The organism is Pseudomonas agronomica, assembly GCF_025917275.1.
Lineage (GTDB): Bacteria > Pseudomonadota > Gammaproteobacteria > Pseudomonadales > Pseudomonadaceae > Aquipseudomonas > Aquipseudomonas agronomica.
In genome coordinates this window covers 1-19,007 of record NZ_JAOSHO010000056.1, presented here as the reverse complement: position 1 = coordinate 19,007, position 19,007 = coordinate 1, and the positions used below count along the sequence as shown (strand labels likewise).

Here is a 19,007-nt window from a genome sequence, read left to right as displayed (position 1 = left end):
AGCAGGCTCGCTCCCACAAAAAGCGGTGCACTCCGTCAGTTAATGGCGGGCTGTCGTTACGGCGGTCTACCTTTAATGCGTCCACCCTCACGCATTCCAAAGGAGCCCAGTCCATGGCCGCCAAGAAAATCCTCATGCTGGTCGGCGATTACGTCGAAGATTATGAAGTCATGGTGCCGTTCCAGGCCTTGCAGATGGTCGGCCATACGGTGCACGCCGTATGCCCGGGAAAAACGGTCGGGCAGACGGTCCGCACCGCGATCCATGATTTCGAAGGCGACCAGACCTACAGCGAAAAACCGGGGCACTTGTTTGCCCTCAACCATGACTTCGCCAAGGTCCAGTCCGCCGATTACGATGCGCTGCTGGTGCCGGGCGGTCGCGCGCCGGAATACCTGCGCCTGAATGAAGAGGTCCTGCAACTGGTGCGCGATTTCGATCTGGCCGGCAAGCCGATCGCCGCGGTGTGCCACGGTGCGCAATTGCTCGCGGCAGCGGGCATCCTGGAAGGCCGTGAATGCAGCGCCTATCCGGCGTGTGCCCCGGAAGTGCGTCTGGCCGGTGGGACGTTTATCGACATCCCGGTGACCGAAGGCCATGTCCAGGGCAACCTGGCCACGGCACCCGCCTGGCCGGCGCATCCGAACTGGTTGGCGGGGTTCCTCACGTTGCTCGGCACGGCGATTACCCTGTAGGCCTCATCGAGAGGCTAGACCTCCACCGGTACCGCCAGCTTCGGATCGCCCAGCGGATGACGCTTGGCATCGAAGAAGCGCAGCTCAATGTCCAGGCCTTGGAATAGCTTGGCGTAATGCCGTTTCTGGTGCTGGATAAAGGCCTGGCTGCGGGGGTAGATCGAAATGGCCAAGGTTCTCGGCGCGGCCTGGCGCAGGGCATGAACGATATGGCTGTCCTGCTCGCCCAGGGCGTGGCCGAACAGGCACAGGTTGTCGCCGTGGTGCAACAACTGGTCGTAGCAGAACGACAAGTAGTCACTGCTGCGGATGGTCTTGAGTTTGTCCTGGCTCGGGCCTTCGTTGATGAACAGTGGGACATCATCGAGGGTCTTGAGGGTGTTGTTGATGGCGAAACTGCCCAGCAACGTACCCTCGGTGGAGGTGAGCTTGCGCGCCGTGCCGTCCTGGTTGCGCACCAGGTGCAAGCCACCGTGCAAGTACAGCAGGCGTGGTTTGTCCGTGTTGGCCTGGCTCAGGTCGAAGCTGTGATCGGCCCCCAGGAACAGGTCGGTGACGGTGTCGGGAGCGTGCTGGATCGCCCAGTAGCTCAGCAAATCGTAATTGGTGGTGAACACCGTGCGGTAGCGGCCCAGTTCCTGGTTGAGGTGTTGCAGGGTCGACGCTTGCACCAGCCGCCAGGGGATGTGCATGGCGTGCACGGCGTTGATCAGCGCTTCCTTGATCGCGTAATAGCGATTGCGCGGCGCGGCGGAGCTCACCGCCAGGGCCTTGTTGACCCGGCTGGTGGTTTTCAGTGCACCGAGCACTTGTTCGAAACTGCGTGTCTGCAGCGCATCGAACACGCTCAGTTCCGACGCACTGAGGGGCTTTTCCTCGACGGTACGGGCGTTTTCGAACAACGAGTCATAGCCGAAATCGTCCCACACGGCGCGGCTGGCGCCGTTGCCTACCAACAGGCCGCTGAATGCGAAGTTGGCACGCAAGGTCTCCCAATCTTCGAGCCGGGCGTCGTATTCCTGGAAATCGGTCATTGCGAAAGTCATCTCAAAACGTGGCAAAGGCAGGGCGTGACTTTATCACGACCCAGTCTTGAGCCAGATCAAGATACGTTGTGACCAGTCGGTCAATCCTGTACGCCCCTGCCGATCCGGCCTCTTTCAGGAGCGTGTCCCCATGAGCAGCACTTTTTTCATTCCCGCCGTGAACATCATGGGCCTGGGTTGCCTCGACGAGGCGATGACCGCCATCCGCAACTACGGCTTTCGCAAGGCGCTGATCGTCACCGACGCGGGGTTGGCGAAGGCCGGCGTCGCCTCCAAAGTGGCCGAGTTGCTGGCGCTACAGGATGTCGACGCGGTGATCTACGACGGTGCCAAGCCCAACCCGAGCATTGCCAATGTCGAGCTCGGGCTCGGTCTGCTGAAGGAAAGCCGCTGCGATTTCATCGTGTCGCTGGGTGGTGGCTCGCCCCATGATTGCGCCAAGGGCATCGCGTTGTGCGCGACCAATGGCGGGCAGATTCGCGACTATGAAGGCGTCGACCGCTCCAGCAAGCCGCAACTGCCGCTGATCGCCATCAACACCACGGCAGGCACCGCCAGTGAAATGACCCGTTTCTGCATCATCACGGACGAGACGCGTCACGTGAAAATGGCCATCGTCGACCGCAACGTCACGCCGCTGATGTCGGTCAACGACCCGGCCCTCATGGTGGCGATGCCAAAAGGATTGACCGCCGCGACCGGCATGGATGCGCTGACCCATGCGATCGAGGCTTACGTCTCCACCGCCGCCACGCCCATCACCGACGCCTGCGCCCTCAAGGCGATTACCTTGATCAGCAACAACCTGCGCCTGGCCGTGCGTGACGGCAATGACTTGGCGGCGCGGGAGAACATGGCTTACGCGCAGTTTCTTGCCGGGATGGCATTCAACAATGCTTCGCTGGGTTTCGTGCACGCGATGGCGCATCAGTTGGGCGGCTTCTATGACTTGCCTCATGGTGTGTGCAACGCCGTATTGCTGCCCCATGTGCAGAGTTTCAACGCCACGGTCTGTGCCGTGCGGCTGACGGACGTAGCCCATGCCATGGGGGCCGACATCCGCGGTTTCAGCCCCGAAGAAGGCGCGCAGTCCGCCATCGCGGCGATTCGCAGCCTGGCCGTGGACGTGGACATTCCAGCGGGCTTGCGTGAGTTGGGTGTGCGCCTCAATGACGTCCCGGTACTGGCCGCCAACGCCTTGAAGGACGCCTGCGGCTTGACCAACCCGCGAGCGGCGGACCAACGGCAGATCGAGGAAATTTTCCGCGGCGCGTTCTAAGTGGCCCGAGGCGGCATGAACCTGACGCACAGCATCGCCGCCATCGCCAACAGCGTGCACAACAGCGCCAATGGCCAGGCCTGTTGACTCAACAACAGGCTGGCCAAGGCGCCGATCCCGGAGGCCATCAACTGGTGCAGGAAACCGCTAGGCAATCGATATCCACGACAGCGCCTTGGCCAGCAGGTCACCGCTGAACGTGTCACGGATCAGCACCCGCGCCATCACCGAAATGCCGCTGGCGCCGATGCCCTGGATCAACCTGAACGTCAGGAACGCTTCCCAGTGACGTGCCCAGCGGCAAAGCCAGGTTGCCCAGGCCGTACAGAACCAAAGCGGCGAGCAAGACGGGCTTGCGCCCGAGCCGCTGGCTCAGGCTGTCCCATGACAGCATGGGCAACGCCATGCCGATCAGGTAGACCGGCAACCCCCACGACACTTGCGACGCATCGGCCTTGAGACCTTGGGCGATGTCGGGCACGGCCGGCAGATGGATGCTCATGCCCAATTGAGCGAGGAAAACAGTGGCGCAGGTAACGATCAGGGTTGTGCGGTTGTTCATCAGGGGCTTGATTCAAGGGCGAGTGTCGCGCCCGTGGGCCAACAGCAGGTCAATGACCCGGTCGCAGAACGAATGGATCACCTCAGGCGTCATGTCGGCACGCAGGGTGATCCGGATCGCGGCTTTGTCTTGTGGCACCACGGGGAAAAAGACCGCTGAAGTGAAATACCCCAGTTCGGCGAGTTCAACCGCGATACGCGTGGCCAGTGCCGCCTCGCCGCAATGCACCAGGCGGATCGCCATGGGGCTGGCGTACTGTTCGGTGCGGATGAGGCTGTCGAACAGGCGGATGTTAGCTTGCAAACGTTCCTGTAACGCACTGAATTCTGCACTGCGGTGCAGGCGGATCGAGGCCATGCCTGCGCCGATAGCGGCCGAATTCAGGCTTTGCGACCAATTGCTTGGACCGCCGTAACGTTGCACCAGGGTCTTGTGCCGTTCACTGCCAAACATGGCCAGTCCACCGCTGGCACCGAATGATTTGGCCAGCGAGGCGACTATCAGGGTGCGTTCGTCCACCGCTTGGATTCGCGATCGCACCAGGCCTATGCCGCAGGGTCCCACCGCGGACAACGCATGGGAATCGTCCAGATAAAGGAACAGGCCATGGCGCTGTTTGAGGTACATCAGGCTATCCAGGTCCGCCATGCCGCCCATGCTGTAGGCGCTGTCCGCCACGTAGGTCACGTTAGCGTGGCGTTTGCAGACGTCTTCGAGGAAGTCCATGTCGTTGTGCGGGCAGGTGATGACCTGCGTTTCATCCGCACAGGCGGCCTTGATAGGGGTCATCGAGTAATGGGCCTGCTTGTCGAAGACCATGACCGGTGGTCGATTGCCGGTCAAGGCACCGCTGGCCAGCAATGGCAGTATTCCCGAACTCGCTGCGCTGCAAGACAATGCACTGAGGCAACTGGCGCCGAACAACTCCGACAGTTGGCTTTCGTATTGGTCGAGGATTTCCAGCTTGCAGCGATTTTTCGAGTTGGCAACGCGCAGGGTTCCTGCTTCCCATAGCGTCGTCATGGCACCGTCCAGCAAGGTGGGGTGGTAATCCAGGCCCAGGTAGGAGGACGTACAGAAATGATGCAGGGTGCGACCGTATTGGTCCACCAGCACATTGGGGCTCTTGACCACCACATTCAGTCCCGCGGCTTTTCCAGCATGGGTGTTCTGCCAATCCTGGTCCGCCAGGGAAATCACCTTGCGATAGTTGCTGAAGCGATGGGGTGGTAGTGCAGTCTGGTTCATGGTTCGAGTACATTCCTTGGTTATGCGTTGCTGTCCGTGGGTGTTTCACTTTGTGTGTATGTCGAGACTTTACAGACTGCTGGGCAGGGCTTTGAATCGGCTGTTTCCGGTGTGTTTGAGTGTGATCGGAGAGTTCTACGTAGGACCTTGCCTAGGGAAATGGACGGGGAATCCATTTGCGGCGTGGGAGTAGGGTTTCGACCCGTGAATTTGCTGCGTTTGCTACCCTGTGTGCTTGGTCAACCCATTGAATATGGATTTCGCTTGGGTCCTGTCCATCGTGTGTTGGCAAAATGATGTCAATTTTCCAAGGGCGGTCCGATTGCCTGCGCTATCCTCATCGATAATGTGGGTATACGTGGTTGCGCACGTCTGCAGGGCGGCGCGGATTGACGGATGCCCGGTTCTCCCATGGCTGTATTACCCGGATGGCTTACCGCGTCATGGATACTCGAAATCCCGCGCCGCTGGCCAGTTACCTCGATTTGTTGCTGGACGCCGTATGTGCCGTCGACGCCCAAGGCTGTTTCGTGTTCGTCAGTGCGGCGTGCGAGCGCATCCTGGGGTACACGCCACAGGAGCTGATCGGCCGGCGAATGATCGACCTGGTGCATCCCGCCGACCGCCAGCGGACCCTCGACGCGGCGCGGGAAATCATGGAGGGCGAGCCCAAGCTCAATTTCGAGAACCGTTACCTGCGCAAGGACGGTGGTGTAGTGCATATCCTGTGGTCGGCGCGCTGGTCGGAGGCTGACCAGCTGCGCATCGCCGTGGCGCGTGACATCACCGAGCGCAAGCAGGCGGAGTCCCGTCAGGCGGCGTTGTATGCGATCTCCGAGGCTGCCCATGCCGCCGCTGACCTGCTGGCCTTGTTCAAGCGCATCCACTTGATCATCGGCGAGTGGCTGCCGGCGCTGAATTTTTCGGTGGCGCTGTATGACGAGCAATGCGAGCAGATCGACTTTGCGTATCACGTCGACGATCGAGAGCGACAACCCGAATTGCCCGGCACGATGATCGGACGCTTGTGCGCCGAAGTCATCCGCAGTGGTCAGCCGATCTTGCTCACTCCCGGTTGCAGTGCCTTGCCCGCAGAGTTCCATGACCTTGTGTCGACGCCGCAATCGCCTTGTTGGCTGGCTGTGCCGCTGAATTCGCAAAACGGTACGATCGGCGCCTTGATCGTCAAGAGTGCCCCGGACAGCGAACGCTACACCGAACAAGACAAGGAATTGCTGCAATACGTCTGTGCGCAGATCACCCTCGCCATCGAGCGCCAGCAATTGCACGCCCGGTTGCAGCACATGGCGCAATACGACCAGCTGACCCAGGTGCCCAATCGCGAGCTGCTGCGCGAGCGGTTCAAGGCTGCGCTGGCCACGGCCCGTGCAGCGTCGGGGCGGATGGCCTTGCTGTATATCGACCTGGATCGTTTCAAGCAGGTCAACGACACGTATGGCCATGGTGTCGGCGACATGCTGTTGCAAGCTGTGGCGAGTCGGCTCAGGGGCTGCATACGCGAAACCGACACCGTCGCACGCATCGGCGGTGATGAATTTGTCGTCCTGCTGCACAGCATCCAGAACGTGACAGACGCTGAGCGGGTGCAAGCCAAAATCCGCCGTGCGTTAGCCGAGCCGCTGCGGCTGGACGGCCACTGCCTGAGTATCGAACCGAGCATCGGCGTGGCGTGCTTTCCCGACCACGGCACCGAAGACATTACCCTGTTCCGCCACGCCGACGAGGCGATGTACGCCGCCAAGCGTCACAATCATCGAGCCTTCGGCATCTGAATCCGCGCCACCGTTCGTCGTGGCACTCGCGTGTTTTCCAAACCTTGAGCCTTCAGCCATTTCCAATGAAATACGGGGCATGTGTGCCCGTCATTTCTTGCAATACGGAGGACCGGGCCATGCGCGGGTCAAGCAACATTTATCCGGGAAACGTCGCCCACGATCGAACGAAGGTGTCCGAAGCAGGTCGCAAAAGTGGGAGAACCACCATCGCGAGCGTCGATAAAAGCCCGCTGAGGGCCGAGATTGGCCGCAAGCCGGGTCGCACGTCTCGTTGAATTATCCAACGGTGGTTCTGATTTCTGCGACGCAAATTCCGTCGCGATTTTCTTTCAGAGGAGGGCGCGACCATGAGCCGGATGGCCACCTTTTTACGCATCACCAGTGTTGTCGTGCTGATGGGCCTGGGTGCCAACAGTGCCTGGGCCCAGTCACCTGTCGAATTCATCAACGATGCATCCGCCAAAGGCATGGCCGACATCGAGGCCAGCCGCGAGGCGCATTCGAAAGCGGAGTCACGGGAGGTCAAGGACTACACCATCATGGTGATCAACGACCGCACCACCGCCAACCAACACTTGGCGAAAATCGCCAAGAAGCTCGACTTGCCTGTCGCGCCGCGAGAAGAAGTGGCGGACAAGGCCAAGACCCTGATGCCGCAAGTGGCCGAGGGCGAGTCGTTCGAAGCGGCTTATGCCGCCAGCCAGGTCAAGGCCACTGAAGAAGCCATCGAGCAGATCCAGCAGCAGGCCCAGACCACCGACGTGCCGGAGATCAAGGCGTTCGCTGACGAAACACTGCCCAAGCTGCAAACCCATCTCGAGATGGCCAGGGCGTTGCAGGCCAGCCGCTGATCCACTGCACCTGTTCCATATTCAGGGCCAGGGCGCCAGCGCCCCGGCTCGTTTTGCCCGCAAAAAAGGAGAACCTCGATGTCCGCACGCCGAGAACCCAACCAATACGCGATGCAGAATCCGCTGACCCAATACCCGCGCCCGGAATTTCCGGACCAGCCGCAGTCCCCGCCGGGCATCGACCAGGACATGCTGCCGCAACCCGATCATGGCGAAAAAAGTTATCAAGGCTTTGGCCGCCTGGAGGGGCGCAAGGCGCTGATTACCGGCGGCGACTCCGGGATCGGTCGCGCCGCCGCCATCGCCTACGCCCGGGAAGGCGCCGATGTCGCGATCAATTACCTGCCCAGTGAAGAGCGCGACGCGCAGCAAGTCATCGAGCTGATCAAGGCTGAAGGCCGCAAGGCCATCGCCATTCCAGGCGACCTCAAGGATGAAGCGTTCTGTGCGCAAATGGTCAAGATGGCGCAACAGCAACTCGACGGCCTGGATATCCTGGTCAATGTCGCCGGTAAGCAGGAGGCGCAGAAAGACATCGCCGACATCACGACCGCGCAGTTCGACGACACCATGAAAACCAACATCTACGCGATGTTCTGGATCTGCAAGACCGCGGTGCCGCTGATGCCGGCCGGTGCGACCATCATCAATACCGCCTCGATCCAATCCTACGATCCGTCCGCGACGCTGCTGGACTACGCCACCACCAAGGCGGCGATCGTGGCGTTTACCAAGGCGTTGGCCGGGCAAGTCATCAGCAAGGGCATTCGTGTCAATGCGGTTGCGCCGGGGCCGATCTGGACGGTGTTGCAACCCAGCGGGGGACAACCACGGGAAAAGATTCCTACGTTTGGCTCCCAGGTTCCGATGAAACGTCCCGGACAGCCTGCGGAATGCGCGCCGCTTTATGTGCTGCTTGCATCGCAAGAGTCGAGTTATATCACCGGGGAAGTGTTTGGCGTGACGGGAGGCAACCCGTTGCCCTGATGCGCAAAAAATGCGCGAGTGGCATGGACCACTCGCGCCTCTGCATCAGCACTGATTCAAGTCGATCTTGTTCTTCTGCTCAATACCGTCAAGGCTCTTGGCTTCGTCTTTGCCCATGTCCTGATATTGCTTGCGCAGCGCTTCAAGTTGCTTGAGGTCCAAGGATTCGAGACCGAGCATTGCGTTCTGCGCGTCCTTGGACGCCCGCAGCAATTCATCGATTTTCAAATGCAAGATATCCGTATCGCGGTTCTGGGTGTTCTGGATCAGGAACACCATCAGGAAGGTGATGATGGTCGTCGAGGTGTTGATGATCAATTGCCAGGTGTCGTTGAAACCGAAGAAAGGTCCGCTGGCAGCCCAGAGCACCAACAACACGATGGCCCCCAGGAATGTCTTGGGGCTCCCCGCCCAGAGGGACAGTTTTTGCGCGATCTTTGCGAACGTCATTGCCGTGTTTCCTTATTGGATGCACCTGTCTGGTGTGACAGCAACGAGGCGGTGAAAATTCTACTTACATTTCAACTGCAAGCGTTCCCCTTCGACGTTCATCGTCCAGCAGGATGACTGTCGCAACCATTGCCACGCTCGCAGGTCACTCCTGAAAGTCCTCAGCATCGGAGTACACCATGAATATCACCCGCACGCTTTGCCTCGCCTGCTGCCTGTTCGCCTTGCACGGCTGCTTCGACAATTCGGATAACGAGACCAAGGACAACACCGACGGCACCAAGTCCTCGGTGCAGATGCAGCAGTCCAAGTCGCAGAGCAAATAAGGACCAAACCTGTGGGAGCGAGTTTGCCCGCGATGGCGCCAGGTCAGCAGCCTCGCTGTCGACTGATTAGCCGCTATCGCGAGCAAGCTCGCTCCCACAGGTTTGTGTTTTGTCAGCGGTTGCTCAGCGGCCTTGTTGCAGCACTTTCAGCGCCGCCGACGCCAGGAAGCCGGAGCGGCTCTTCTCTTCAGGATGGTGCAACACATATTCATCAATCCGGTTGAGCAAGTAGCCGGGCAAGGTGATGTTGAGTTTCTGCGCCTTGCCCAGGTATCTGGTCACATCAATGTCCACCAACGCCCAGGTGCAGCCAGCGTATTGCGGATTGGCTGCGTGCAGGGTGACGGTATTGGCCGATGGAATCGGTGAGCCGTCTTCAGCCAGAATCTCGAAATGGCCCTCGATGGCTTCACGCGCCATCGCCATGGCCTCATCCAGGTCATCGCCTGCAGAAAAACAACCCGGAATGTCCGGCACCTCAACACCCCAGGCGTGCTTGTCATCGCCCATGGAAATCGCAATCGGGTAAAGCATTCAATCATCCTCCGGAAAAGCGGGGCAACTGGCCGTCTGGAGTAGGGCCTGTTGCAAGATACTGATGGCCGTTTTCTTGAGCAGGTCCTTCTTGGGGTGAGGAACCGTAACCAGCCCCGGTTTGGTCGGGTGTTTGAAATGATGGTGGCTGCCTCGGATACGCACCAGATACCAACCATCCGCAACAATTTGGCATATCAAGAACCGGCTATTCACAACACCTCCCTGGTGGTGTTATTAGTGGGTACTATACCCACTGCAAAGAAATGATCAACACCATAACCACCGTAAGCGACGGTTGGGGCAGATGGGTGCTTCGCTTGAAGTCTAGAAGCGGCGTCGGGCCAGGGCGGGAGAGGACGGGTTGGCTTTATTTCGGGATGTGAGATGGGATGTTAGAGAATGGCGTGGCGAGGGAGCTTGCTCCCGCTGGGCTGCGAAGCAGCCCTGGTTTTCAGCGCGTTGCCCAAGATAGCTCGGTTTATGAACAGAACTACGCCTGCTGTACAAACGTCAGCCGCACCGCAAAACCAATCAGAAGACTACCAAACAACCACTGCTGCACGCGCTGGGCCGAAGGCGAGCGCTGTAGCCAGTGTCCAAGCGCCACGCCGATCAATGCATAAGCGCTGTCGAACAGCAGGCCAACGCCGACCAGCACCACGCCCAAGATCGCGAATTGCTCCAGCACCGGCCCGTCCTGTGGATGGATGAACTGCGGCAGCAACACCGAGCAAAACAGCAAGGCCTTGGGGTTGAGCAGGTTCGTCAGCAGGCCGCGCTGGATCGCCTGGTGCCATTGGCGCTTTCCGATCGCAGCTGCGTCTCCTTCGAAGCTGGGCAACAACGTCGTCCGCAAACATTGAAACCCGATCCAAGCCAGGTAAGCAGCCCCGGCCAGGCGCACCACATCAAAGGTCCAAGGTGCCGTCTTGAACAGCACCGAGAGGCCCATCGCTGCCAACGCGACATGACAGGCCCGGGCAATGCCCAGGCCCACCGCCGTCGCCAGCGCCGCGGCCCGGCCCTGACGGGCGCCGGTTTGCAGCACCAGAATCATGTCCGGCCCGGGCAACAGGTACGCCACCGTCAACGCCATGAAAAACAGCCAGAGCTCTGTCATCGCACACCCCGCAATCAGTGAATTGAAGGTGTCAGTCTATGGCCGAAGGGTGGGGCAGGTGGTTGCGTAGTCGGCTTCTAAAGCTTTGGAAACTGGCATAACCTGCTAAATCATTCAGTCATGCAATTGGAAAATGCCAAATCATGAAACTTGATGCCTTCGACCGCAAAATCCTCAGCGCACTGCAACGGGACGGCCGGCTGAGCAACGTGCAACTGGCCGAAGAAATTGGCTTGTCGCCGTCGCCATGTCTGCGCCGTGTGCGGATGCTTGAAGAAGCGGGGGTGATTCGCGGCTATCAAGCCGTCCTGGACCGCGATGAGGTAGGCCTTGGTATGACGATCTTCGTCGGCATCAAGGTCGAACGGCACACCGACGAAAGAGCCGAGGCGTTTCGTCAAGCAGTGACCGCACTGCCCGAGGTGATCTCGGCGTTCCTGGTGTCGGGCGAGTCCGACTTCCTGCTGCAAGTGGTGGTGCCCGATCTGCGGGCCTATGACCGGTTCGTCACAGGCAAGCTGCTGAAGCTGCCGGGAGTGAGTGATATTCGCAGCAATTTTGCGATTAACACGGTGAAGGCACCGGGGCCGTTGCCGTTGGGGCATTTGGCGGGGGATTGAGGCCGTTGTCTGTCGTACGCAACTTGCTGGTTTTGCCTACAAACCACGCGGAAATCACCCGCTATCCGTAACCGAGCAGATAGGAAATAGTGTTCCCCAGATGACCGCCATTGTCGCCGTTGTGGGTTTTGGGATTAGAACCTAAGCGCTGGTTCGCCACGATGCGCCAATACCCACACTACGGTACTTGAGCCATAAAGTACTGCGCTTTGCCCGGAGTAGTTCAAAACTCAGCAAGAGCCGCAGCCCTCGAGGAGAAAGAGACGTGTCCACACCTCGTAATTATCAAGCGAGCATCGAGCAATTGCATCAAGAGGTGGAAGCGCTAGCCGAAGAAATGAGGCGCCCGGCCCCGACTATAATCCGGGTTACGTTGCTGCCGTTCAGCATCGGTGCTGCGTTTGCCCTGACCATGTTTGCGGCCATCGCTTTTGCCGTAAAGCATGTTTGATTCTCTGTCGCTAAATCAAATCATCGGTGTAGTCCCCTGACGTACGCTACAAAGCTCCTGCCGCGCAACGTCTCGCAATCGCCTTCAGCATGCGCCGACGGATGAGGCCACTGACCGGACGAATCAAATACCAATAGGCAGTAAAACTTCGCAATGCATCAGCATCGATGCACTGTACCCGTGTCTGGGTAGTGACTCTTGTCAGGCCTGGTTGCAGTAGCTCGCAGGTGAAGTTTATGGCCAGCTTCACATTGCCCGGTTCGTTGAAGACCTCGAATGCCTCGGCATCAGCGATGGGGACTTGGCCGTAGTTGGCTTTCCAAAGCTTGCCGGCGAGCCCGTAGGCAATCTCTGCGTCGCCATTGCGCTGGAGCAGCGTGAAGTTATCCAGGCCGAATGACGCGGGTTGATCGGCGCGGTGGGATTGAGCTTGGCCCAACAGGCGCATCGGCAACTCGCGAAGCTTGATTGCGTACCGAAACAAACGGACGTCTTCGGGGCGATGGGCCAGGACTGCCGCCATTGCGCTGGGCGGATCAGTCGGGACGTCCAAGGCATGCAGTTCACGGAACTGGTACGCAGGCAGGTATGAGTCGATCAGGTGCATCCTTGCTTCCTTCTATATTTGCTGAAATCCCAAAAATCGCAGCCCAAAAAAAAACCGGCCACCAAGAGCCGGTTTTTTAATCCCCCGTCAAAACCACCACGACGCAGGACCTGAATTCGATTGGAGCGGGTGAAGGGAATCGAACCCTCGTTATCAGCTTGGGAAGCTGGAGTAATGCCATTATACGACACCCGCTCAGAGCGGCTGACTTTGTACCAGATGTGGCCTTGGATTTGAAGTTTTTCTTTCCGGACGGTGAGGTTGTCCGTCTGCGCAGGCCTCAAAGCAGAGCGGTCTTCGCGGGCAAGCCTCGTTGTCGGAGGCTCGCTCGCGATGACTTTCTTCAGATAGCCAGTGCATGGTAGTCCTGCACATAGCTGTAGCGCGGTCGGCTTTCGTGGCGGGTCGGCTTGAGGAAGCCCAGCAACGCGTCGCGGCTGTCGCGGCAGGCGGCCTTGTGTTCCATGTCCAGGAAGTGCCCGGTGGCTTGCAGCGTGGTGAAGGTGCTGTGCTGGACGTGGTCGGCGAAGAGCCTGGCGTCGGTGGCCGAGGTGTACTCGTCCCATTCGCCGTTCAGGAACAGCACCGGAACGTTGACCTTCTTGGCGGCGTTGACGTAGCACTGCTGGTCGCTGTGGAGCACGTCGTTGATGTGAAAATGCATCTGCCCGTACTCATGCTCGGCCAGGCTGCTGACGTGGCGATAGTTGAAGCGCTTGAACAGCGGCGGCAGGTGCTTGCCGATCGTGTTGTTGACCAGGTGGCCGACACGGTCGCCGTCCAGAATGCTCAAGTAATCCACACCGCGTTCGAGGTAGTCGCGCATCGGCGCGTTGAGCACCGGTGAGAAGGAACTGATCACGGCTTTTTCGATGCGCCGCGGCCGTTGCGCCAGGGCACTCAGCGTGGCGGCGCCGCCCCAGGAAAACGACAGCACATGCTCGGCGGCGAAGTGGTCGATCAACTCCAGGAGAATCTGCCCTTCGATTTCCTTCGTGAGCATTTTCTCGTGGCGGTTGTGGGCCTTGGACTTGCCCGCGTAGGGCTGGTCGTACAACACAACGTTGAATTGCGGGTAGAGGTTTTTTGCGGTCTGAGCAAACGAAGCGGTGGTGGCCATCGAGCCGTTGACCAGGATGATGGTCTTTTGCGCGGCGTCTGCGCGATAGAACTCCGTGTAAACCCGATACTGACCCTGTATATCCAGCACAGCGATTTCTGGCCTCATGTCATAAGACTCCTGGCAAGCGGGTATGCGCGCAATGAGATTGCACGGGCAATGTGACAGGTAGGCATTCGCCTGGAAGATATGGCCCATGTCGATCCATGACAGCCGGTCGACGGGTATTGTTATGGCGGGCAGTTTGCCGACGCATGAGGCGGAACCTGAGGGTTCCTGCCGGCAAAAAGTTTCTTAGAGGTATGGTGTGACTCGTCGGTCACATTTCGGCCGACGGTTTGATTCAAGCAGGGGGCCAGCCGTTGCGCAAGTGCTCTTTGAAAATTGTTCGACACTTCTGCCCAGCGGTCATTTTCTTCAGATCAGGCAGATTTCTTCCGCACCCAGGGCACGATAGCCACCGGGCTCCAGATGGGCGTCAAGCACCAGCGGCCCCATCCGTTCGCGATGCAGGCGCAGCACCTTGTTGTTGAAGTGACCGAACATGCGCTTGACCTGATGGTAGCGGCCTTCGACGATGCTCAGTCGCGCGGACGTCGGCCCTAGCAGTGTCAGTTCCGCCGGTTGGGTGGTGAGGTCCTCGAACGCGAAGTACAGGCCTTGGGCGAAGGTGACGGCGTACTCGGCGGTGATGGTTTGCTCGGTCTCGACGTAGTAGATCTTCGGCAGCTTGGTCTGCGGTTGGGTCAGGCGCCGCGACCAGCTCCCGTCGTTGGTGATCAGCATCAGCCCGGTGGTGTTGAAATCCAGGCGACCGGCGATGTGCAGGTCATCCTTGTCCGGTTCGTCGAGCAAGTCGAGCACGGTACGGTGCTGCGGATCGCGCGTGGCGCTGACGCAGCCGGGCGGCTTGTGCAGCATGAAATACCGCGCCGGTCGCCCCGCTTGCAGCACTTCATCATCCACTTCGACGCGGCTGAACTCACGCACGTGTGCCCGCGGATCATTGACGATCTGGCCGTCGATCCGTACGCGACGTTCCACTAACAAGAGGCGGACCTGTTGGCGATTGAAACGCGGCAGATTGCTGAGGAAGCGGTCAACGCGCATGGGCAGTTCAGGTCAGGAGGAGAAGGGCGAGCATCTTACGCCATCGGTCGGGGCTTGGCGCGCAGTTGGTCATCCACTCGGGCGCACTGCGGGCACAGGCAGGATTTGTCGCGCAGCTCGACCGGCAATGCCTGGAGCACAGCCGGGTCGATGCTCACGCCGTAGCACCAGCAGGCGCGATCGGCGGTTTTCGGGTTGGCCAACGTGCAGTCATTGGCAGCACCGCAGGCTGGGCAGAGATCAGGTTTATTCATAGCTGGAGTGAGGCATTTCCACGCAGGTTCGATTGCTCCCGGTCTGTCGGGCGCGTTGTAGCGCATGATCGGCCCGGGACAGCAGGCTGTGCAAGGTGTCTCCATCCTGCAGGGTGGTAACGCCAATGCTGATGGTGACCCGCAGTTGTTTTCCGCTGCAAAAATAGCGCTGCTGCTCGATGCGCTGGCGAATTTTCTCGGCGATCTTCAGACCGTTCTGACCATCGGTGTCCTTGAGCAGCAGGGCGAACGCGTCGGTGCTCCAGCGGCAGACAATGTCCGAATGTCGCAGATGATCAGTCAAGTCACGGGCGAAGCCGGTCAACAACTGATCGCTGGCGATGTGGCCATGGGTGGTGTCCAACTGCTTGAAGTTGTCCACCTCCAGCAGCAAGGCGCTCAGGGGCTTGGGCTCGCGTTGGGCTTCGTGCAGGGCTTGCACCGCCAGCAGGTCGAAACCCCGACGGTTCGGCAGCTCGGTCAGGCCGTCGAGAATGGCTTGGGCGTCGATCCGGCGCTGGTAACTGGCAATCAACCGATAGAGCACGACGAGCGCGGCCGCTGTCACCAGCACGCCGATCAGCAGATTGAGGTAAAACGCCTTGAGGGCGTTGTCCCGCAGCGAGGTGTTGGCGGCGTAATAGCCCAGCAGTGAGGTCACCAGGAAGCCGGCACTGAGCAAAATGGTCAGCAGCAGCACCGGTGAGCGCGGGGAATACAACGGCGAGCGAAGCGACATGGCGATTCCCTTGAAGTGACCCAATGGAATCAGTTTAGTGGCCTTGCGGAAAAAGGTACCTGGATTTGCAGTGTCTGGACGCTGTGGTGAGCGAGCAAGCTCGCCCATCACAGGTTCACCGTTATTTCAGGCTACGCAGGTAAGTTCGCCAACCTCCCAGGTGACTGATGTCCTGCGCCCCCTCCAGGCCATACGGCTCGCAGATAAACCCGCTTTCCCAGCGGCCGTCGGCCAATTGCACTTTGCCCAGCCCAAGCGGTGCGGGAATACCGGTCAGGAACGAGCCCAACTCACTGCTCGGCAGTTCCCAGACTTCCACTTCGATTGCCACGCCGCCTTCACCGACCCGAAGCATGCCAGGACGCAATGGCGGGCCGCCGGCCAGGGCATAGAGGCGGTAATCCGGCGAGCTGTGGGTCGCCTCGATCAGGCGGGCGCCGCGTTGCTTGAGTTGCCAGTTCAATGCCAACCCCTCCAGATGCGCGCCGCACACCACGAGCCGCGCCCGATCATGGCGGGCGGGATTGGCGGGTGTTGGCAGGTCAGGCAGTTGCTGGCGCTGCAAGGCGTCGGCCACGCCCAGCAGGTATTGATCGGTGAAAGCCCGGCCGAACAGCGTCACGCCCCAAGGCAGACCGTTGGCCATGAAAGCGCTGGGCACGGCGACGGCGGCATAGTCCAGCAGGTTCATGAAGTTGGTGTAGTAACCCAGCTCCGCGTTGCGCAGCAGCGGTTCGGCAGCGAGTTCGGCGAGCGTCACCGGGCGTCCAATGGTTGGGGTGAGCATGCAATCGAGCGCTTCCATCGCACGGTCGCATTGGGCCTTGAGCGCTTGCAAACGGTACTGGGCGCGGAAGGTTTCGACACCCGTCACCGTAGGCGCTTTCGCCAAGACGGCGCGGATCACTGGCAACACCGCGTCGGGTTCGCGCTCGATCAATTCCTCGGCGACACTGTAGCGTTCGGCGACCCAAGGGCCCTCATAGAGCAAGCGTGCGGCTTCGAGGAAGGGCGACAAGTCCAGTTCGACGGCTTCACCGCCCAGGCGTTCGAGGCGCTCGATGGCTTCGTGGAACAACCGTGGGCCTTCGTTACAGCCGAAAAACTCGAGGTCTTGCCAACGGGGCACGCCGAAGCGAAAGCGTCGTGGCGCGCCGAACGCCGAGCCGTCGTTCCATTGCGGGTTGCGGCGGCTGTATTCGTCGCGCGGGTCGAGATGCGCAGTCAGTGCCAACAGCTGGCTGGCTTCGCGCGCCGTCGCGGTGAACGTGGTCACGCAATCCAGCGTCCGGCAGGCCGGCACCACGCCGGCGGTGGAAATCAAACCTTTGGTGGCTTTCAGTCCGACCAGATTGTTCAGCGCCGCAGGCACCCGACCGGAGCCTGCGGTGTCGGTGCCCAAGGCAAAACTGGCCACACCCAGGGCCACCGCCAGCGGCGAGCCGGCACTCGAGCCTCCTGACGGATAGTCCGCCAGCACGCTGTTGCGACAGGCACCGTAGGGGGTGCGGGTGCCGTTGAGCCCGGTGGCGAATTGATCGAGGTTGGTCTTGCCCAGGGGCACAGCGCCCAGCGCCAGCAACTGCTCGACCACCGTGGCCGAACGTTGTGGCACGTAGGCAAACGCCGGGCAGGCGGCGGTGGTGGGAATGCCGGCCAGGTCGATGTTGTCCTTGATGGCGAACGGCACGCCATACAGCGGCAGGCTTTCCAGGTCGCAGCTTTCCAGCTCCACCAGGTAGGGTTCCAGTTCCTCGGGCGACAGCAGGTGAATGAACAGGTGATAGTCCGGGTTGAGCGCAGCGGCTTTTTCCCGCAGGGCAAGCAATAGTTCGCGCGGTGTCGTTTCGCCGTTGCGGTAGGCATCGCGCAGGTTGTCCAGGCGCAGAGAGAGGTTCATCGCATTGATCCCTTGATTGAGTTCAGTCACGTTCCAGCACCACGACACGCTGTCCGGCGCGCACCGCCGAACCGGGCTGGACGAGCACTTCGCGTACCACCCCGGCCATAGGCGCAAGCACCGGGATCTCCATCTTCATGGACTCCAGGATCACCAACACGTCACCGGCGGCGACCCGCGTGCCCACTTCTATTTGGACTTGCCAGAGATTGCCGGCGATGTGGCTGTCGACGCTCAATTGGCCCTCGCCCAGCAATGCCTCTTCGCTCGGCGCGGGTGTCGGTTCCTCGCTGTCGAAATGCGCCTGGCCGCTGGCGATCCAACGCTCGCGCTCGGCCTGGAAGGCTTGTTGTTGCTGCTGGCGAAACGCGGCGATGCTGTCCGCTTCCCGGGCCAGGAAGTCCTGGTAGTCGGCGAGATTGAGCTGGCTGTGTTCGATGTTCAGGTCGAAGCGGCCCAGCGGAAAGTCCCGCCGGATGCGCAATAGTTCATCGGCGCTGACCGGGTAGAAGCGGATCTGGTCGAAGAACCGCAGTAGCCAGGGCTTGCCATCGAACGCGGCGACGTCCCGGTAGCGATTCCACATCTGCAACGTGCGCCCGACGAACTGATAGCCGCCCGGACCTTCCATGCCATACACGCACATATAGGCGCCGCCGATGCCCACCGAGTTTTCCGCGGTCCAGGTCCGGGCCGGGTTGTATTTGGTGGTCACCAGCCGATGCCGTGGATCGAGCGGGGTGGCGACCGGCGCCCCGAGGTAGACGTCCCCCAGGCCCATCACCAGATAGCTCGCGTCGAATACCGTGCGTTGCACTTCGTCGAGGTTCGGCAGGTCGTTGATGCGTCGGATGAACTCCAGGTTGCTTGGGCACCAAGGGGCGTCCTTGCGCACGGTGGTCATGTATTTTTCGATGGCCAGTTGGCAGGCCGGGTCGTCCCAGGACAGCGGCAGGTGGACGATGCGCGACGGCACCTGCAGGTCTTGCGCGGCGCAGACGGCATCCCATTCGCCAGCGACGATGGCCAGCAGGTCGGCCAGCGGCAGTTGCTCGGGTTGGTAATGCACTTGCAGCGAGCGAATGCCCGGCGTCAGGTCGATCACGCCGCGCAGGTGTTTTTGTTCCAGGGCCTGCATCAAGGCGTGGGCGCGAAAGCGCAGCACCAGGTCCAGTTCGGGGGCGCCGATTTCCAGCAGCAGATGGGTGTCGCCGGACAGGCGCGCGACCAGGCGGGTATCGTCCTGGCCGATATCCAACACCACGGGTGACACCAATGTTTGTGTATCCCCAGTGGCGAGGGAGCTTGC

The 19,007-nt window shown here is 60.4% G+C and carries 22 protein-coding genes, 1 tRNA gene and 1 pseudogene; 8 read left to right on the top strand and 16 right to left on the bottom strand.

Features of this window, described 5'->3' with window-relative positions; genetic code table 11:
* The first annotated feature begins 113 nt into the window (after nt 1-113).
* Nucleotides 114-695 (top strand): DJ-1/PfpI family protein, encoded by a 582-nt coding sequence (locus OC610_RS07130; protein ID WP_264427185.1) that lies wholly within the window; start codon nt 114-116, stop codon nt 693-695.
* A gap of 14 nt (nt 696-709) precedes the next feature.
* Here OC610_RS07130 and OC610_RS07125 read toward each other — a convergent pair whose 3' ends face one another.
* Nucleotides 710-1,729, bottom strand: a complete 1,020-nt coding sequence (locus OC610_RS07125) for a DUF4917 family protein (protein WP_264427184.1) — start codon at nt 1,727-1,729, stop codon at nt 710-712.
* A gap of 142 nt (nt 1,730-1,871) precedes the next feature.
* Between OC610_RS07125 and yiaY the strand changes: the two genes are divergently transcribed.
* The gene (yiaY, locus tag OC610_RS07120; protein WP_264427183.1) at nt 1,872-3,020 is read left to right on the top strand and encodes an L-threonine dehydrogenase; all 1,149 of its coding nucleotides are present in this window, start codon (nt 1,872-1,874) and stop codon (nt 3,018-3,020) included.
* Here the strand turns inward: yiaY and OC610_RS07115 are convergent.
* The 3 genes and pseudogenes from OC610_RS07115 to OC610_RS07105 all read right to left on the bottom strand — a co-directional run bounded on the left by OC610_RS07115 (nt 3,017) and on the right by OC610_RS07105 (nt 4,830).
* Nucleotides 3,017-3,175 carry a hypothetical protein gene (locus OC610_RS07115; RefSeq protein WP_264427182.1) on the bottom strand — a complete coding sequence of 53 codons (159 nt, stop codon included), beginning with the start codon at nt 3,173-3,175 and terminating at the stop codon, nt 3,017-3,019. The genes yiaY and OC610_RS07115 overlap by 4 nt on opposite strands.
* Nucleotides 3,171-3,582, bottom strand: a pseudogene (locus OC610_RS07110) (MFS transporter); the annotation flags it as partial. The pseudogene OC610_RS07110 and the gene OC610_RS07115, both read right to left, overlap by 5 nt.
* 12 nt (nt 3,583-3,594) lie before the next feature.
* The gene (locus OC610_RS07105) at nt 3,595-4,830 is read right to left on the bottom strand and encodes an aminotransferase class I/II-fold pyridoxal phosphate-dependent enzyme (protein ID WP_264427181.1); all 1,236 of its coding nucleotides are present in this window, start codon (nt 4,828-4,830) and stop codon (nt 3,595-3,597) included.
* A 443-nt stretch (nt 4,831-5,273) separates the two neighbouring features.
* Here OC610_RS07105 and OC610_RS07100 point away from each other — a divergent pair, with 443 nt between their 5' ends.
* The 3 genes from OC610_RS07100 to OC610_RS07090 all read left to right on the top strand — a co-directional run bounded on the left by OC610_RS07100 (nt 5,274) and on the right by OC610_RS07090 (nt 8,464).
* Nucleotides 5,274-6,623 carry a sensor domain-containing protein gene (locus OC610_RS07100; protein ID WP_264427180.1) on the top strand — a complete coding sequence of 450 codons (1,350 nt, stop codon included), beginning with the start codon at nt 5,274-5,276 and terminating at the stop codon, nt 6,621-6,623.
* Nucleotides 6,624-6,973: 350 nt separating this feature from the next.
* Nucleotides 6,974-7,477 carry a DUF4142 domain-containing protein gene (locus tag OC610_RS07095; RefSeq protein WP_264427179.1) on the top strand — a complete coding sequence of 168 codons (504 nt, stop codon included), beginning with the start codon at nt 6,974-6,976 and terminating at the stop codon, nt 7,475-7,477.
* Nucleotides 7,478-7,555: 78 nt separating this feature from the next.
* Nucleotides 7,556-8,464, top strand: coding sequence for an SDR family oxidoreductase (locus OC610_RS07090; protein WP_264427178.1), 909 nt, complete (start codon nt 7,556-7,558; stop codon nt 8,462-8,464).
* 45 nt (nt 8,465-8,509) lie between these two features.
* Here OC610_RS07090 and OC610_RS07085 read toward each other — a convergent pair whose 3' ends face one another.
* Nucleotides 8,510-8,914, bottom strand: a complete 405-nt coding sequence (locus OC610_RS07085; RefSeq protein WP_264427177.1) for a low affinity iron permease family protein — start codon at nt 8,912-8,914, stop codon at nt 8,510-8,512.
* Nucleotides 8,915-9,093: 179 nt separating this feature from the next.
* On the opposite strand from OC610_RS07085, the gene OC610_RS07080 reads away from it, so the two are divergent.
* The gene (locus tag OC610_RS07080) at nt 9,094-9,240 is read left to right on the top strand and encodes a hypothetical protein (protein ID WP_264427176.1); all 147 of its coding nucleotides are present in this window, start codon (nt 9,094-9,096) and stop codon (nt 9,238-9,240) included.
* A gap of 123 nt (nt 9,241-9,363) precedes the next feature.
* Here OC610_RS07080 and OC610_RS07075 read toward each other — a convergent pair whose 3' ends face one another.
* The 3 genes from OC610_RS07075 to OC610_RS07065 all read right to left on the bottom strand — a co-directional run bounded on the left by OC610_RS07075 (nt 9,364) and on the right by OC610_RS07065 (nt 10,897).
* The gene (locus OC610_RS07075) at nt 9,364-9,774 is read right to left on the bottom strand and encodes a type II toxin-antitoxin system HicB family antitoxin (protein WP_264427175.1); all 411 of its coding nucleotides are present in this window, start codon (nt 9,772-9,774) and stop codon (nt 9,364-9,366) included.
* Nucleotides 9,775-9,990, bottom strand: coding sequence for a type II toxin-antitoxin system HicA family toxin (locus OC610_RS07070; RefSeq protein ID WP_264427174.1), 216 nt, complete (start codon nt 9,988-9,990; stop codon nt 9,775-9,777).
* A 277-nt stretch (nt 9,991-10,267) separates the two neighbouring features.
* Nucleotides 10,268-10,897 carry a LysE family translocator gene (locus OC610_RS07065; RefSeq protein ID WP_264427173.1) on the bottom strand — a complete coding sequence of 210 codons (630 nt, stop codon included), beginning with the start codon at nt 10,895-10,897 and terminating at the stop codon, nt 10,268-10,270.
* Between the two features lie 143 nt (nt 10,898-11,040).
* Here OC610_RS07065 and OC610_RS07060 point away from each other — a divergent pair, with 143 nt between their 5' ends.
* Nucleotides 11,041-11,517 (top strand): Lrp/AsnC family transcriptional regulator, encoded by a 477-nt coding sequence (locus tag OC610_RS07060; RefSeq protein WP_264427172.1) that lies wholly within the window; start codon nt 11,041-11,043, stop codon nt 11,515-11,517.
* Between the two features lie 265 nt (nt 11,518-11,782).
* Nucleotides 11,783-11,968: a hypothetical protein gene (locus OC610_RS07055; RefSeq protein WP_264427171.1), complete on the top strand. Its 186-nt coding sequence runs from the start codon at nt 11,783-11,785 to the stop codon at nt 11,966-11,968.
* A 46-nt stretch (nt 11,969-12,014) separates the two neighbouring features.
* Here the strand turns inward: OC610_RS07055 and OC610_RS07050 are convergent, their stop codons facing one another.
* The 8 genes from OC610_RS07050 to OC610_RS07015 all read right to left on the bottom strand — a co-directional run.
* A complete protein-coding gene (locus OC610_RS07050; RefSeq protein WP_264427170.1) occupies nt 12,015-12,575 on the bottom strand; it encodes a hypothetical protein in 561 nt (186 codons plus the stop codon).
* Between the two features lie 121 nt (nt 12,576-12,696).
* Nucleotides 12,697-12,770, bottom strand: a tRNA-Gly gene (locus tag OC610_RS07045).
* A 148-nt stretch (nt 12,771-12,918) separates the two neighbouring features.
* Nucleotides 12,919-13,803 carry an alpha/beta fold hydrolase gene (locus OC610_RS07040; protein WP_264427169.1) on the bottom strand — a complete coding sequence of 295 codons (885 nt, stop codon included), beginning with the start codon at nt 13,801-13,803 and terminating at the stop codon, nt 12,919-12,921.
* A gap of 309 nt (nt 13,804-14,112) precedes the next feature.
* Complete coding sequence (locus OC610_RS07035) at nt 14,113-14,805, bottom strand: pseudouridine synthase (RefSeq protein ID WP_264427168.1); 693 nt, start codon at nt 14,803-14,805, stop codon at nt 14,113-14,115.
* Between the two features lie 35 nt (nt 14,806-14,840).
* Nucleotides 14,841-15,059: a cysteine-rich CWC family protein gene (locus OC610_RS07030; RefSeq protein WP_264427167.1), complete on the bottom strand. Its 219-nt coding sequence runs from the start codon at nt 15,057-15,059 to the stop codon at nt 14,841-14,843.
* The gene (locus OC610_RS07025) at nt 15,052-15,798 is read right to left on the bottom strand and encodes a GGDEF domain-containing protein (protein ID WP_264427166.1); all 747 of its coding nucleotides are present in this window, start codon (nt 15,796-15,798) and stop codon (nt 15,052-15,054) included. Before OC610_RS07025 ends, OC610_RS07030 begins: the two co-directional genes overlap by 8 nt.
* A 121-nt stretch (nt 15,799-15,919) precedes the next feature.
* Nucleotides 15,920-17,698 carry an allophanate hydrolase gene (atzF, locus tag OC610_RS07020; protein ID WP_264427186.1) on the bottom strand — a complete coding sequence of 593 codons (1,779 nt, stop codon included), beginning with the start codon at nt 17,696-17,698 and terminating at the stop codon, nt 15,920-15,922.
* 22 nt (nt 17,699-17,720) lie between these two features.
* The coding region (locus tag OC610_RS07015) for a carboxyltransferase domain-containing protein (protein ID WP_264427165.1) at nt 17,721-19,007 on the bottom strand (1,287 nt) is incomplete at its 5' end.